Annotated in this window: 10 protein-coding genes; 3 read left to right on the forward strand and 7 right to left on the reverse strand. The window is 69.3% G+C overall.

Annotation, left to right across the window (positions count from 1 at the left end; all coding sequences use genetic code 11):
- Positions 1 to 3: 3 nt before the first annotated feature.
- The 4 genes from ACN6M5_RS18205 to ACN6M5_RS18220 all read right to left on the reverse strand — a co-directional run bounded on the left by ACN6M5_RS18205 (position 4) and on the right by ACN6M5_RS18220 (position 4,866).
- Entirely contained in the window at positions 4 to 1,263 is a 1,260-nt protein-coding gene (locus ACN6M5_RS18205) for an ABC transporter ATP-binding protein (RefSeq protein WP_434952025.1), read from the reverse strand.
- Positions 1,264 to 1,265: 2 nt separating this feature from the next.
- Positions 1,266 to 2,162: an ABC transporter permease gene (locus ACN6M5_RS18210; protein WP_434952028.1), complete on the reverse strand. Its 897-nt coding sequence runs from the start codon at positions 2,160 to 2,162 to the stop codon at positions 1,266 to 1,268.
- A 47-nt stretch (positions 2,163 to 2,209) separates the two neighbouring features.
- Positions 2,210 to 3,607, reverse strand: a complete 1,398-nt coding sequence (locus ACN6M5_RS18215; RefSeq protein WP_434952030.1) for a glycosyltransferase — start codon at positions 3,605 to 3,607, stop codon at positions 2,210 to 2,212.
- 173 nt (positions 3,608 to 3,780) lie between these two features.
- Positions 3,781 to 4,866, reverse strand: a complete 1,086-nt coding sequence (locus ACN6M5_RS18220) for a glycosyltransferase family 2 protein (protein WP_434952032.1) — start codon at positions 4,864 to 4,866, stop codon at positions 3,781 to 3,783.
- 66 nt (positions 4,867 to 4,932) lie between these two features.
- On the opposite strand from ACN6M5_RS18220, the gene ACN6M5_RS18225 reads away from it, so the two are divergent.
- Entirely contained in the window at positions 4,933 to 7,875 is a 2,943-nt protein-coding gene (locus ACN6M5_RS18225; RefSeq protein WP_434952035.1) for a rhamnosyltransferase WsaF family glycosyltransferase, read from the forward strand.
- Positions 7,876 to 7,903: 28 nt separating this feature from the next.
- Here the strand turns inward: ACN6M5_RS18225 and ACN6M5_RS18230 are convergent, their stop codons facing one another.
- Both ACN6M5_RS18230 and ACN6M5_RS18235 read right to left on the reverse strand, forming a co-directional pair.
- Positions 7,904 to 9,385, reverse strand: a complete 1,482-nt coding sequence (locus tag ACN6M5_RS18230) for a DUF2142 domain-containing protein (RefSeq protein ID WP_434952037.1) — start codon at positions 9,383 to 9,385, stop codon at positions 7,904 to 7,906.
- A 6-nt stretch (positions 9,386 to 9,391) separates the two neighbouring features.
- Positions 9,392 to 10,756 (reverse strand): hypothetical protein, encoded by a 1,365-nt coding sequence (locus tag ACN6M5_RS18235; protein ID WP_434952040.1) that lies wholly within the window; start codon positions 10,754 to 10,756, stop codon positions 9,392 to 9,394.
- 137 nt (positions 10,757 to 10,893) lie between these two features.
- On the opposite strand from ACN6M5_RS18235, the gene ACN6M5_RS18240 reads away from it, so the two are divergent.
- Positions 10,894 to 13,371 carry a glycosyltransferase gene (locus tag ACN6M5_RS18240; protein ID WP_434952043.1) on the forward strand — a complete coding sequence of 826 codons (2,478 nt, stop codon included), beginning with the start codon at positions 10,894 to 10,896 and terminating at the stop codon, positions 13,369 to 13,371.
- A 2-nt stretch (positions 13,372 to 13,373) separates the two neighbouring features.
- The gene (locus ACN6M5_RS18245; protein ID WP_085369126.1) at positions 13,374 to 14,363 is read left to right on the forward strand and encodes a glycosyltransferase family 2 protein; all 990 of its coding nucleotides are present in this window, start codon (positions 13,374 to 13,376) and stop codon (positions 14,361 to 14,363) included.
- Here ACN6M5_RS18245 and ACN6M5_RS18250 read toward each other — a convergent pair.
- Positions 14,338 to 16,050, reverse strand: a complete 1,713-nt coding sequence (locus tag ACN6M5_RS18250) for a DUF2142 domain-containing protein (RefSeq protein WP_434952046.1) — start codon at positions 16,048 to 16,050, stop codon at positions 14,338 to 14,340. The genes ACN6M5_RS18245 and ACN6M5_RS18250 overlap by 26 nt on opposite strands.
- Positions 16,051 to 16,062: the final 12 nt, after the last annotated feature.

Genomic DNA, 16,062 nt, shown 5'->3' on the forward strand with positions numbered 1-16,062 from the left:
TGGTCAGGAGGAGAGGTCGATGACCTCCGGGACCGCGTGGATGACACCCACCGCGAGCGGGTAGTACGGCACATCGAACGAGCACGCCTGCGGCATGTCGGAGAGGTGACGGCCCGCGCTGTCCATGAGGGAGGCGTTGACGAAGTACTTGCCTGCGCCGAACTGGGCGTCCTTGAGCACGATGCCGACGGTGCGGCGCTCCTTGAGCCTGGACAGGTCGGCGCCGATGCGGGCGGTGGTGGTGCCGTAGACCGCCTGGCCCATCGTGTTGTCGATCTGGATGGCGCACATCCAGTCGTCGATGCCGGAGTCGTGCTCCAGGGTGACCTCGATGCGCACGTCGTCGCCCGGCTGGACGGGTTCGCCGGGTTCGCGGCCGACGGCGAACACGCGGGCGTCCACGACGCGGCCGTGCTCCACGGTGACGCCGGGGTGCTTGTTCGCCTGCACGGCGGCCTCCGCCTCGGCCTCGACGACGCGGCGGTCCTCCAGGATGTTCCTGAACTCCGTGACGGCGTCGCCCGGGTCGCCGTCGAAGACGACCTGGCCGCGGTTGAGCAGCACGGCCCTGTCAGCCAGCTCCGTCACCTGGTTGAGGTTGTGCGTCACGAGGATGATCGTGCGCCCCTCCTCCTGGAACGAGCGGATCTTGTCCAGGCACTTGCGCTGGAACGCCTCGTCGCCGACCGCCAGGACCTCGTCGACCAGGAGCAGGTCGGGGTCGGTGTGCACGGCGACGGCGAACGCCAGGCGCACGTACATGCCGGACGAGTAGAACTTGACCTGCGTGTCGATGAAGTCGCCGATGCCGGAGAAGCTCAGGATCTCGTCGAAGCGCTCCTCGGTCTGCTCCCGGCTGAGGCCGAGGATGGAGGCGTTGAGGTAGACGTTCTCGCGTCCGGTGAGGTCGGGGTGGAACCCGGCGCCGAGTTCGAGCAGGGCGGCGATGCGCCCGCGGCGGGAGACGCTGCCGGAGGTCGGGTCGATGATGCCGCCGATGACCTTGAGCAGGGTGGACTTGCCGGAACCGTTGTGGCCGATCAGCGCCACGGTCGTTCCCGCGCGCATGGTCAGGTTGACGTCTTTGAGCGCCCAGAACTCCTCGCGGTGCTGGCGGCCGCGGCCGAACGCCACCAGCCGCTCCTTGAGGGAGTTGTCCTTGCGGATGACGAAGCGCTTGGAGACGTCGGCGACGCGAACGACCTCGGGGGCCTCGCCCTCCGCACCGGTCGCCGTGTTGCTCTGCGTGATGTTGGTCGTCATCGTCACACCACCTGCGCGAAGTTGCCCTGCAGCCGCGAGAACACCCGCTGGAAGCCGAGGAGGAGGACGATGCCGATCACGAAGGCGATGCCCATGCGCAGCAGGAGGAAGTCGGGGTACTCCGCGACGCCCTGGCCGCCGACCCACATGGCCTTCTGGAAGCCGAGCACGGCGAGGGTCACCGGGTTGTCCGTGTAGATGTCGAGCGCGAGCGAGTGCCCGAGCGCATCCCGGACCATCGTCCAGGAGTAGACGATCGGCGACGCCCAGAGCAGGAGCAGCAGCACGACCTCGACGAGATACTGCACGTCGCGCAGGTACACGTTGATCGCGGACAGCAGCAGGCCGAACGCCGTGCCGAACACCAGCAGCAGGAGCACAGACGGGATGAGGTACCACGTCTCGGCGTGCAGCGGCGGCTTGCCGATCACGATGGTCGCAACCAGCAGGATCACGAACTGGATCAGGAAGTTGAAGATGGCGGAGCCCACGCTCGCCAGCGGGAAGATCTCGCGCGGCAGGTAGATCTTCTTGATCAGCCCGGAGTTGCCGACGATGGATGCCGTGGTGCCGCTGATGATCTCGGAGAACAGCGAGTAGACCGTCAGACCGGTGAAGACGTAGATCGCGAAGTCGGGGATGTTCTTCGCAGCCCCGAGCACCTTGCCGATGACGATCGCGTAGATGAGCAGCTGCGTCAGCGGGCGCACGAGCGTCCAGACGAAGCCGAGCACGCTGTCTTTGTAGCGCGACTTCAGGTCGCGGCGGACGAGGAGGGAGAGGAGCTCGCGGTGGCGGAAGATCTCGCGCAGCGAGTGCCACGATCCGGCTTTGCTGTCGCCTCCGACCGTCACCATCCGCTCTTGGGAGAGCGCAAGGTATCGATCCTGTGCAGTCATTCAGTCGTCAATCTGTGTCGGGGTATCGGTGTCGCGCGCTCGATGGATTATAGCTCGGCGCGTCGGCCGGGCAGTCGTCCCATCACCGCGCGCAGCGGCCGGGTGAGCCGCCAGGACGAGCTGTTCTCGAGTCCGGCGATGCGCTTGTGCAGGTCGTTGTTGATCCTGGTGCGCTCGGAGACGATGCCCCGGACGCGGTCGGGAGCCGGCGTCGGGTTCTTGCAGAACTCGATGAGCGGCGTGAGCGAGGTGGCCCAGGTCATCCCGGCGGCGAAGCGCTCGACGTTCCCGGCGATGCGGGTGCGCTCGTCGGCGTCGAAGAGGAGCTCCTCGATGGCGGTGGCCAGCGCATCCACGTCTTCCGGCGGCACGACGCGGCCCAGCTCGTTGTCGCGGATGAGCTCGGCGAAGGTGTCCCCGCCCGTGCTGACGATCGGCAGCGACGCCCACAGGTAGTCCAGGATGCGCGTGCGGAAGCTGAACGCCGTCTCGAGGTGGTCGTAGTGGGTGCTCACGCCGAGGTCGGCGTCGAGCAGGAAGTCTGCTCGCTCGGTGTACGGCACCCAGGAGTCGTTGAAGAACACGACGCTGCCGGTGAGTCCCAGGTCTTCCGCGCGCTTGCGGGCCTCCACGGCCATCCGCATGGTCGGGATGTTCGGGTTGGGGTGGCTCGCGCCGAGGAAGTAGAGGCGCAGGTCGGGGTGGGCCTTGGCCGCGATGGCGACGGCCTCGATGAGGGTCAGCGGGTCGAACCAGTTGTAGATGCCGCCGCCCCAGATGATGACCTTGTCGTCCGGCCCGATGCCGGGGACGGTGCCCTTGATGCCGTGGGCGCGCTGCACGGGGGCGTCGTTCTCGACGCCGAACGGTGCGACGTCGAGCAGGGAGCGCAGGCTCGGGTCCCTGTCGTACGTGGCCGGGTTGATCCTGGCGAGCCCGGCGAGCTGGCCGAGCCAGAAGTCGCGCTGCTTCTCGGAGGCGCAGACCATGAAGTCCGCGCGTTCCAGCTGGTCGTTCAGCACCTCGACGGTGTCGATGGCGACGGCGAGCCTGTCGGCGGGCCCCAGGTCTTTGCCCTGCTCGAGCTGCTCCAGGTGCATCGGGTCGTAGATGTCGGCCACGATGATCGTGTCGGTGTCTTTGATCCACTGGTGGGTGCGCAGGATGTGCCCCTGGAACACCAGGACCTCCGCCCAGTCCACGTGCTCGTGCAGCCCTGAATCGTCTGCGAAGTGCACGGGGAAGGCGTCGGAGCTGATCTCGGCCCTGTTCGTGGAGACGAGGCGGACGTCGGCGAACTCGGAGAGCGCCTTCGCGATCTCCCAGGCGCGGATCGCCGGCCCGGCCATCAGCTCACCGAGGGTGTCCGGGGTGACGACCAGGATGCGGCGCTTGGTCTCCGCGCCCCCTGCTGCGGTTTCGATCTGCGACGGTGTGGACGTCATGGAATAAGAGTCTCCTGCTTGCACGTGTGGGTGCGCCAGGGCATTCTGGCGTCTGCTGACGTGCTTCTCGCCCGCGTCGGGCACGCCCAGCACGAAAAGCCGTCGGCAGGCTACCACTGCAATCGGGGAGATCGGTGTGACCAGGACGCGCCCGGTCCCGGCTCCGTCGCCGCTCAGCGGCGGCCGCGGCCCAGCAGTCTGGCGGCGCCGTCCGCCATCCGCACGATGCGGCGGGAGGTGAGGCGGTCTATGAACTCTCGCAGACCCTGGTTCTCCGCCTTCAGCTCGTCGACCTCACGCTCCAGGCCTGTCGCCTGGGCGTCCGCGGCGGCGACGCGCCTGTCGAGGTCTGCGATGGCGAGGCCGATCGCGCGCGCCTCGGAGACGGACTCCTCGTCGACCGGGACGTCGGCGACGGGGGAGGGGACGGTGTCCGCGATCCTGCGGTCGAGCACGTACTCTCCGGAGGCGATCCCCTCGGCCAGCTCTGCGTCGTCCGGGTGGCGGCAGAGGTAGAGGGGGAAGAGGACGCCGTCGAGCAGGCGGCGGTAGTCGCGCATCCCGTGGTGGTTGGGGCTGGGGGTGAGGTCCGGCGCGTTCTCGTACGCGCTGCCGGCGTTGCGCACCTTCCTGCTGTACTGCTCCCAGGAGCGCCAGGGGAAGTGCAGCACCTCGACCTCGAAGCCCTCCGGCACAGGGCCGCGGTTCTCCAGGCTGACGAAGTGGTTGCCCTGCACCACCTCGACCTCCGCGTCTCCGATGTGGGCGGCGTCGTGGGTGGCGTGCGCCCTGAGGCCGACGCGGTGCAGTGCATCCACCGACCGCAGGTCACGGTAGGCGAGCCGCTGCAGGCCGGAACCGGCGATGGCCGCAGGCCCGATCATGTCGTGCACGGGCACGTCGAACGCCTGGATGCTCACCGGGATGTTCTCGAACGCCTCTTTCAGTGTGATGCCGGGGCGGGCAGGCAGCCAGAACTCGTCGGCGTCCGCGTTGATGACCCAGTCCGCGCCGTGCACGGTCTTCGCCTCGCGCGCCATCCGGGTCACGGTGACGCCCTGCTGCTTCTGGTGCACGGGATCGCTGCGCAGGTCGACGACGCCGCGCTCCGCATAGCCCTGCAGCAGCTCGTACGTGCCGTCGACGGAGCCGTTGTCGGTCACGATGATCACGTCGACGCCCTGCCGGAGGTGGTGATCGAGCATCGCACCGACGATGTCGACTTCGTCGCGCACCATCATGGTCATCGCCAACTTCACTCGCTGCCTCCTCGCCGCACAGTCTAGATGACCGGCGACAACCACTCCGCCGCTAGACTTGCCCGGATGAACCCCTGGAAGGACAGTGCCGGACGCGCGTTCCGATCGATGCTTCCGCCCGAGTCGGCCCCCCGTCGTGTTCTCCGCGCAACCCGTGGCGCGGCCCGCAGCTTCCGCGACACCTTGCACACGCAGGAGCCCGAGCAGGTCCACGAGGGGCCGGGGCTCACCGACTACGCCGAATGGCGGGCAGAGCAGCCCGCCCTCGAACCGCTGCCCAGCGACCATCAGGAGACGACGTTCGTCGTGGTGGTCGAGTCGTCCGCGCATCCGGACGATCGGGAGCGCGACGCCGTCGCCGCCACCGTCGCGAGCGTCGCAGCGCAGCGCTCGGTCACGGCCAGAACGGTCGTCGCCGTCACCGGAACCCCGCTGGCCGAGGTGCTCTCCGGGGCGGAGGAGCAGTTCGCAATGTTCCTCACCGCCGGCTCCGTCCTCGATCCGGCGGCGCTCGAGCAGGTGGCGAAGGAGCACAGGGTCGACCCCGTGCGCCGGGTGATCGCCTTCGACACCGACCAGGTCACGAGCACAGGCGAGCGCATCGCACCGCGGTTCCGTCCCGCCTGGTCGCCGGAGATCATGCTCGGCGTCAACTACCTCGGCAGGGCCTTCGCCATCCGCGCCGCGGCGGCCGCCGCCGACGAACGCGCCACCCTCGACTCCCACGGCATCTGGAAGCTGCTGCTCGGCACCGAGCTGTCGGATGCGGTCGTCGGCCTCATCCCGCACATCCTGTTGTCGACGCCCGCCGCCCCGATCCGGGATGCGACGGAGCAGGACGCCGCGATGGTGCAGCGCTCCCTGCGCGAGCGCGGCGAAGCGGCCACCGCCCAGGTGAGCAACGGGATCGTGCGCGTCGCGTTCGAGCTGGAGACCTGGCCGAGCGTGTCCATCGTCATCCCGACGAAGCACTCCACCGCCAATTTGGACCGGCTGCTGCCCAGCCTCGCCGGCACCGACTACCCCTCCTTCGACGTCACGGTCGTCGACAACGGGGGAGAGACGGAGGAGCACGAGGCCTGGTATGCGGCGCTCGACGCCGGTCTCCCCATCCGCCACGTCTGGTGGGACGAGGAGCCGTTCAACTACTCCCGCGTGAACACCGTCACCGCGGCGGCCACCGACGGCGACGTGCTGGTGTTCCTCAACGACGACACCGAGATCGTCGACCCGGACTGGCTGCGCGAGCTGGTCGGGATGCTGCACCGCGAGGGCGTCGGCACGGTCGGCTACCAGCACAGGAACGACGACGGCCTCGTGCAGCACGGCGGCGTGATGATCGGCCCTGGCGGGTTCGCTGCGAACCTGTTCGCCGGGATGAGCCCGGACGACGACAGCCTGCTCGGCCCTGTGCGCTGGTACAGGAACACGCTCGCCGTCACGGCGGCCTGCGTCGCGATCCGCCGCGAGCTGTTCGACGAGGTCGGCGGGTTCGACGAGCGCTTCCAGCTGACGGGCAGCGACGTGGTGCTCGGGCTGGACCAGATCATCCGGGGCAGGCGCAACGTCGTCATCCCGTTCGACGCCGTTCGGCACTTCGAGTCGCTGACGCGGGGCGCTCACGCCCCGCGCGCTGACTCGTTCGCGAGCTACTGGCGCTACCACCCGTGGCTCGCGGCGGGCGACCCGTACATCTCGCCGAACGTGTGCCGTCTCACCGAGGTTCCGCGGTTCGCCGCGGCAGACGACCCGTCGCCGCTGCAGCTGGCGATGGCCGGGCTCGGCCGCGAGTACCGCTCCGACGCGCAGAAGTCGACCATCTCGGAGGACGCGACGGCGCTGATGTCGCTCGCGACCATCTCCGCGGAGGAGGTCGCCGCCGTCGTCGAGTCGCACGCCTCCACGACCGGCCGCCGCGAGGTGCGCACGATCAACTGGCTGCTGCCCGGTTTCGACATGCCGTTCTTCGGCGGGGTCAACACCACGTTCCGCATCGCGGACAAGCTCGCGCGCGAGCACGGCGTCGTCAACCGGTTCCTGATCAACGGCCACCCGAACAACGAGTTCTACGAGTCGGCCATCGTCGCCGCCTTCCCCGGTCTGGCGGGGTCGGAGGTCGGCCACTACTACGGGGACGACGCCGGCATCGCCGAGGTCCCTCCCGCCGACGTCGCCATCGCGACGTTCTGGCTGACGGCGGTGGATGTGGCCAAGACGCCGGGCACACCCCGCAAGTTCTACCTCATCCAGGACTACGAGCCCTCGTTCTACCCGGCGAGCACGATGTTCGCGATGACCGAGCAGACGTACAAGCTCGGCCTCTACGGCATCTGCAACACCGAGAGCATGCACGACATCTACGCCGGCGGATACGGCGGTACCGCCACGTACTTCACCCCGGCGGTCGACAGGGGCATCTACCATCCCATCGGCCGCAGGGAGCGCGGTGATGACGAGCCGGTGACGATCTTCGCCTACGCCCGCGACCACTTCCGCAACTGCTGGGAGCTGGTGTTCGCGGCGCTCAGCGAGATCAAGCGCAGGCACGGCGACCATGTGCGGATCATCGCGGCCGGCGCCAAGTACCTGCCGCCGAGCGCCGACTTCATCGACCTCGGCCTGCTCGACTACCGCGCCACCGGCCGTCTGTACCGCGAGACGGACATCGGCGTCACCATGCAGATCTCCCGGCACCCGTCCTATCTGCCGCTCGAACTGATGGCGAGCGGGGTGGCGATGGTCGCGCCCGACTCCGACTGGTTCCGCTGGCTGTTCCACCCGGACGAGAACGCGCGCACCACGATGATGACCTACGACGACGTGGTCGCCGGGATCGACGAGCTGGTGCTGGATGCACAGAAGCGTCGCGCCATCCAGGCGGCGGGCGTCGCCACCATCGACGCCGCGCACTCCGACTGGGACGCCGCCCTCGACCACCTCTACGACTACCTCTGCGACCCGGAGGCCGAGGCCATCCCCTCCACGGCGCCTCGCACCATCGCCCCCTGAAAATCGAGTCCGAAGTTGTTCACGCCCCCTAACGGCGTGTCGCGTGAATAACTTCGGGCTCGATTTTCAGGAGGCGGGGGAGGGACCGGAACGTGCCGACCGTGAAGAAGGCGAGCGCGAGCACGACGGCGAGCGTGAGCGGGACGACGCCGCCCGGGGGCTGCCAGGTGGGGCTGAAGAAGGCCGCAGTCCACGAGGTGGAGCCCGCGGCGTAGCGGCGGAGCGTGAACGCGAACGCGGCGAGCTGGCCGACGGCGAGCACCACGGCGGCGGCGCGGAGCGCGGCGACCGTGTTGCGCGAGCCGACGCCGACCTCCGCCCTGTCGAGTGCCATGCCGCCCCAGATCGCCAGGACCAGCACGATCGCGAGCATGTACCGTCCCTGCCAGACGTCGCCGACCTGACGCCAGAGCGCCACCTGGATGACGACCGGGATCACGAGCAGCGCGCCGACGAAGCCGAGTGCGATCCACCGTTCGCGTCCGCGCCCGAGCACCACGGGGACCAGCACGACCAGCGAGAGCACGCCGAACCAGATCACGATCACCGCATCCGGGGCCCACACATCCACGGTGCCGAACAGCCCGATTAGCTGCTTCCAGTACGAGAACGTGTTCTCCACCATCGTCTGCGCAACGGTGAACAGGCTGCCGGGCGTCGGCTCCAGCTGCGCCTTCACCTGGTTCTCCGGCCGCGTGAACCAGAACAACTGCCCGGCTCCCACGACAGCCAGCAGCGCGAGCACGACCCAGGTGGATGCGCGGCGCAGCAGATACTCCCAGTCCGCCTTCCGCATGGCGAGCACGACGGAGACGGCGATGAGGAGGAGCCACAGCATCCCGAGGCTGCGGCCGCCGGTGACGAGTGCCGCGGAGACCACGGCGGTCACGCCGGACAGCCAAAGCCGCCACCCGGTCGGCCGATGCCTGGCAATGGTCAGCAGCGATACGAGCAGGGCGCCTGCGGACGCCGCTTCGACGGCGTTCGGGTTGATCGCGCCGCCGAGGAAGAACACCATCGGGGTGAGCGCGCCCACCGGGAGCAGCAGCGACCAGCGCGCGCCCGGCCAGGTGCGGACGAGCGCGGCGAGCACCGCGATCAGGGCTGCGGCGACGGCCCCGGAGAAGATGCGCATGGCGTGGATGGCCGCCTCGCCGGAGAACACCAGCGACGGCAGGCCGACCACGAGGTAGTAGACGGGGCTGTTGGTGTACGCCGTGCTGATCGAGCGGCGCGTCTCTCCCGGCGAGGCGTCCGAGCTGCCGACGCACGCAGGCGTGACGCTCGGCTGCCCGGCGAAGCAGCCGCCCGCGCCGGGGATGTAGAGGTAGGCGGGCGCGTCGAAGTACTTCCCGTCGCCCACGATCTGACCGCGAACGGCCGTCGTGGCACGCACGGTGTGCGACGCCTCGTCCGGCACGGCGTAGATCGGCGTCGCGAGCGACCACGCGGTGAGCAGCACGAACAGGGTGCAGAAGACGGCGGCGAACAGTCTCAGTGGAAACCGCATCCCCGGTCAGCCCTGCGGGATGAAGAGGGAGGCGATGAAGACGACGCCGCCGACGCCCGCCATGATCCAGCGCGGAACGGGACGCTTCGCCAGCAGCAGGGCGGCGCAGGCGAGGAAGAACGGGATGAGCGAGATGCCGTAGCGCGCAGGCGGCGGATCGGGGTATGTGCCGAGGGCGGCATACGTCACGATCGACAGCAGCGGGGCCGAGATGACGGCGGCGGCGAACGTGGCCCACGCGACGGCGGCACGACGGCCGCCCCAGCGTGCGACCATCAGCAGGCCGATCACGCCGGCGATGGTGACCCAGGCGACCGCGTAGTTCGAGATGAGGCCGGGCCCCTTGAGGAAGGTGGTCGTGTCGCCGACGCCGCGGGCCGAGCCGTCGATAAAGAGGCCGGACTGCAGGATCAGCGACGTGATCCCGAGCGGTCGCACCTTGCCCATGTCGGGCGCAGGGCCGACCGCGGAGACCGAGCTGTAGACGGTCCAGGCCAGCTGCAGGACCATCGACACCACCACCGAGACGATGCCCGTGATGGTCCGGCCATCGGCGAACGTGCGGCCGATCCAGCCGGCCCGGGATGTGCGGGTGCGGTACGCGTCGATGCCGGCGCGGATGATCAGGAAGAACACGGCCGCGGCGACGGCGGCGAGGTTCTGCACCTTCAGCAGCGTGACGAACGCGGCACCGGCGGCGAACCACACGTAGCCGCGTCTACTGTCGGCCAGGGTGGCGAGGTACAGCATCAGGCCGCCGGCGAACAGCGCGGTCGCATCCGTGCTGATGTACGTGTTCGACCAGTACGCGGGCAGCGAGCCGATCATCAGCAGCCCGACACCGGTCGCGGCCACCGGATGCACCTTCAGCCGTCGCAGCGCCAGATAGAGGAACAGGGCGGCGGCGGCCAGCCAGAGCGCCCCGACGAACCGTCCGGCATCCACCAGGTCGACGCCGAGGAACACCAGCGACTCGGCCAGGATGCGCGTGATGCCGAAGTACAGCGGGGTGTAGATGTACGCAGAGGTGGCGCCGTGGAACGGGAACAGCTCGGCGTTCTTCGCGTTGGAGAGGTCGCAGCGCGCATCCGGGCTCGGGGCGAGCAGCCGCAGCCCGCGGCAGCCCAGCTGCTGGCGGGCGTACGTGCCGGTCGGCTCTCCGCGGTTCACGGTGAGCTGGTGCCCCATCTTGGCGAAGTAGTCGATGTAGACGTACTCGTCGACGGGGGAGACGCCGCGGTGGCCCGGCACCTGCACGATGCCGACGAGCAGCGACGCGATGATGAGCACGGCGGGCGCGATGGCGCTCCGCGAGAACACGCGCGCGAAGAAGCCGCGTCGCCCCTCGGGGGCTGTCGACTCGGTTTCCATGCTGATGTGAGGCCTTACGCTCGTGGGCGGCGAACTGCGCCAGCTTAGCAATCGGTCGCTGGGAGGGGCGCACGACGCGGCCGCCACAGTACGCCTTGGTAAGCTGGCGGGCGCACACGCCCATGCGAAAGGACCGTATGCCTGCAACGCGTCACGGAGTCGTCTCGGTCGTCCTGGTCAACTTCCGGGGAACCGACGACACGCTCACCGCCATCGAACACCTCGGCCGCCTGGACTGGCCGGCCGACCGTCTCGAGATCGTGGTGGTCGAGAACGCCTCAGGCGACGACAGCGCCGCGCGCATCCGGTCGGCGGCGCCGCACGTGCTGCTCGTCGAGTCGAAGACGAACCTCGGGTTCGCCGGCGGCTGCAACCTGGGGGTGAAGGAGGCGAGCGGCGAGTACGTCGCCTTCCTCAACAACGACGCCAAGCCGGATGCGGCCTGGGTTCGTGCCGCCGTCGAGCGGTTCGAGTCGAGCCCGTCGGTCGGCGCTGTCGCCAGTCGCGTGCTCGACTGGGAGGGCCAGAACGTCGACTTCATCGGGTCGGCGATGACCTGGTTCGGCCAGGGATACAAGCCGCTCACCGCCCAGCCGGTGCCGAGCACGCCGGATGTGCCGCACGACGTGCTGTTCGGCACGGGATCCGCGATGTTCGTCCGCCGGTCGGTGTACGACCAGCTCGGCGGGTTCGACGAGCGGTACTTCATGTTCTTCGAAGACGTGGACTTGGGCTGGCGACTCAACCTGCTCGGCCACCGCTACGTCTACGAGCCCGCATCGCTGGCGTATCACAAGCACCACGCATCCATGTCGTCGTTCGGCGCGTTCAAGGAGACGTACCTCCTCGAACGGAACGCGCTGTTCACGCAGTACAAGAACCTCGGGGACGAGGCGCTCGCCAACGCGCTTCCCGCGACGCTCGCGCTGACCGTCCGCCGCGGTGTGGCGAAGGGCGGGCTCGACTCGACCTCGTTCGACCTGCGGAAGGGCGCATCCAACGACCCGACGATGGAGATCTCGAAGGAGACCGTCGCCGCCGTCTACGCGATCGACCAGTTCGTCGAGCACCTGCCGTCGCTGGTGGAGTCGCGCGAGCAGATCCAGCGCAGCAGGGTCGTCTCGGACAGCCGCATCTGGTCGCTGTTCGGCGAGACCGACGCCCCGTCGTACACGGCGGAGCACTACCTCGAGGGCTACGACAAGCTGGTCACGGCGTTCCCGGTCACCGAGACACCGGATGTGACCCGCGTGCTGGTCATCACCGGCGACCCGATCGGCGTCAAGATGGCGGGCCCGGCGATCCGGGCGTGGAGCATGGCGGAGGCGCTCGCGAAGGACAACCTGGTGACCCTCGTGTCGCTGTCCGGCGTCGAGCCGGTGTCCGCGCCGTTCGACATCGTGCACATCCGGCCGGGCGACGACCGTTCCATGCGCAAGCTGGAGCGCGAGAGCGACGTGATCGTCTTCCAGGGCCTCGCGATGGCGCTGTTCGACAGCCTGCGCAAGACGGACAAGATCATCGTCGCCGACGTCTACGACCCGATGCACCTCGAGCAGCTCGAACAGGGCAAGGAACTCGGCCGCGAGCAGTGGGACAAGCAGGTCGGCGACGCGACGGACGTGCTCAACGAGCAGCTCGAACGCGGGGACTTCTTCCTCTGCGCCTCCGAGCGCCAGCGGCACTTCTACCTGGGCCAGCTCGCCGCGCTCGGCCGGATCAACCCGGCCAACTACGCCGACGATCCCGACCTCGACCACCTCATCGACGTCGTTCCCTTCGGCCTGTCCGAGACGGCGCCGGTACACGAACGGGATGTGCTCAAGGGCGTCCTCCCCGGGATCGGCGCCGACGACAAGCTCCTGCTGTGGAGCGGCGGCCTCTACAACTGGTTCGACCCGAAGTCGCTCATCAGCGCCGTCGCGAAGCTGTCGGAGACGCACGACGACGTCCGCCTGTTCTTCCAGGGCACGAAGCACCCGCATCCCGGTGTGCCGGAGATGGCGATCGTCGCGGAGTCCCGTGCCCTCGCCAGCGAGCTCGGCGCGCTCGACACCTCGGTGTTCTTCAACAGCTCGTGGGTCGACTACGCCGACAGGCAGAACTACCTCACCGAGGCCGACGCGGGCGTCAGCACCCACTTCTCGCACGTCGAGACGACGTTCTCGTTCCGCACGCGCATCCTGGACTACCTGTGGGCCGGGCTGCCGATGGTCGTCACCGCCGGCGACCACTTCGCGCAGCTGGTCGAGGAGGAGAAGCTCGGCGTCGTGGTCCCGTCCGGAGACGTGGATGCGCTGACCGCCGCCCTCGAGACCGTGCTCTACGACGAGAAGTTCATCGCGGCCGCCAAGCGCAACATCCAGCGGGTGCGCAAGCGTTACTTCTGGAGCGTGGTGCTCGCGCCGCTCGTCGACTTCGTCTCCGACCCCCGGCATGCGGCCGACCTGGTCGCGAAGGGTGTCGTCGGGACGGGCGGAGCGCCGCGCAAGGCGACGACCAGGCGCAAGAAGCACGGCGTGCGTCACGATGTCGGCCTGTTCTTCCACTACATGAAGAACGGCGGTCCGGCCGTCGTCGTCAAGAAGGTGCGGAGCAGGCTGGGGAGACGCTGACCGTGACCCGACCGGTCTCCGTCGCGCTCTGCACGTTCAACGGCGCGACATACATCCGCAGGCAGCTGGCGAGCGTGCTCGCCCAGACGGTGCCCCCGACGCAACTGGTCGTCTCGGACGACGGCTCGACGGACGCGACCATCGCGATGGTCGAGGAGGAGCTGCGGGCGCACGAGGCGGCGACGGGCTGGAACCCCGAGGTAGTGCTGCTGCGCAACGAGACGCCGCTCGGGGTGACGGCGAACTTCGAGCAGGCGCTGCGCGCATCCACCGGTGAGCTGATCGCCCTGTGCGACCAGGACGACGAGTGGGAGCCGCGGAAGCTGGAGAAGCTGGTCGCGATGTTCGACGCGCGGCCCGGGCTCGGCTTCCTGCACACCGACGCGCAGCTGATCGACGATGACGGTGCACCCACCGGCGGCACCATCTTCGGAGTGCTCGAAGTGTCGGAGGAGGACAGGCAGGCCGTGCACTCCGGACGCGCGTTCTCGGTGTTCGTGCGCCGCAACATCGCCACGGGCGCGACGGCCATGGTGCACCGCGACCTGGTGGCGGCGTGCGCGCCGTTCCCCGCCGAGTGGGTGCACGACGAGTGGCTGGCCATCCAGGCCGCAGCACGCGACAGGCTCGACCTGAGCGAGGAGCCGCTGACGCGCTACCGGCGGCACGCCGCCAACCAGATCGGGGCGGGCGACCCGACAATCGGCCACAAGATCCGCCGCGTGCTCGGCGCCCGCGGCGACCGCAACCGGATGCTCGCCGCGCGGTCGCGCATCCTGGCGGACAGCCTGCGCGGTGCGGACGGCGTCGACTCGTCGAAGGTGGCGCTCGCCGAGGAGAAGGCGGCGTTCGAGGCGACGCGCGCCGAGCTTCCGGCGAACAGGGTGAAGCGGTTCGTGCCCGTGCTCCGGCTCGCGGCGGGCGGGGCGTACCCTCGCCTGGCGAGCCAGGGCTGGATGGATGTGGTCAGAGACCTGTTCCAGCCGGCGTGAGACCGGCGGTGGGCGCCGGCTCGGTCGCGTCCGCCTCCTCCACCGGTTGCACGGCATCCACCGGTTGCACGGCATCCACCGGCTGCGCGGCATCCACAGGTACAGCGGCATCCACCGCCGCAACCTCGTCCTCCTCGGAGCGCGACCACGCGGAGACGTGCAGCAGGAGCGCGGTCGCCAGCACGAGCAGCACGGCGAACAGGGCCAGCCACAGCCAGGTGCCCCCGGGAGGCGTCCACGCGGACTGCCCGAACAGGTAGGTGCGCATCGAGCCGTTGGAGCCGACCGCGTAGCGGCGGAGCGTCGACTCGAAGGCCCAGAACTGCGCCCCGGCGGCGCCGACGGCCACGATCACCGCGATGCGCCGCCAGGCGTACGGGGCGCGCACGAACGCCGTGTCGCCGAGCAGCGCGGCGAGCCCGACGATGAGGCAGAGGAACAGCGGCAGGTTGTACCTGCCCTGCCAGATCATCCCTCCGCCGTGGATGTACGCCGCCTGCACCAGCGCAGGGCAGAGCAGGAAGGCGGCGACGAGCAGCCACGCGACGAGCAGGTGGCGACGTCGCAGCACGACGACGGCGCCGACCACGATGGCCCCGATGGCGAGCCCCCAGAGGTAGAGCACCACATCCGGCGCAGGGGTGTCGAGCCAGCCGAACAGGCCGACGAGGCCCTGGCTGTATCCGACGGTCCCGATGAAGACCTTCTGGAAGCCGACGAGCGGCGACGCCCCGATGCCGGGGAAGGAGAGCGCCTGGTCCGGATGCTCGATGGCGTTGGCGAGCGAGTTGGTGCCGACGGTCCACAGCCCGGCAGCGATGGTGCCGGCGGCGACGACGGCGATGAGCACGATGACGGCGCGTCGTTTGAGGAGCGCGACCAGCGCATCCCGGTCGGCGAGCAGCAGCAGAGGCACCACGAGCGCGAGCGCCACCCACAGGGGTGAGAGCCCGCGCGCGTTGACCGCGACGACGGCCCCGGCCATGACCACGACGGCCCGGCCGGTGAGCCGGGAGGCGTCGGGGGAGAGGGTGATCGCGAGCATCCCGCAGAACACGGCGAGGGTCGCCGTCGCCTCCAGGGCGCTCGGGTTCACCGAGCCGCCGAGGAACAGCAGCATCGGCGTCACCGCCACGGCGAACGCCAGCAGCGGCAGCCTGCGGTTGCGCATCGTGGCCACGATGGCGAACGCGAGCGCGGCGAACAGCGTGGTCAGCAGGCCGCTCAGGATGCGCATGGCGTAGATCCCGGACGCATCGTGGAAGACCAGGGACGGGAGCCCGACGACGGCGTAGTAGAGCGGGTTGTACAGCCCGGCGGTGGTGGGGGCCTCGACGCTCTCCCACGGGTCGGCGCTGGGCGTGTACGCGCAGTTCGCCGTGACGGTCGGGTTGAACGCGAAACAGGTGACGGCGTGCGATTCGGCGATGTAGCGCGGCACCGTGACGATGTGGCCGGCCGGGGACGGCGTCCCGACGAGCTCGCCCCGCACGACGCTCGCGGCGCGCACGATGTGGGCCGGCTCATCCGGGGAGGCGGACGGCGGGGTGGCGAACACCCAGGCGGTGGTGAGCGCGAAGAGCACGGCCCACGCGACGAAGAACGGCTTCAGCGGGATGGAGCGGCGTCTCGGTGCCTGAGCGGCGGCGGGCGCGACCGTGCCGCTTCCCGCCTGTGGGTTTCCCATGAGGCAAAGGTA

The organism is Leifsonia araucanica, from assembly GCF_051161895.1.
GTDB lineage: Bacteria > Actinomycetota > Actinomycetes > Actinomycetales > Microbacteriaceae > Leifsonia.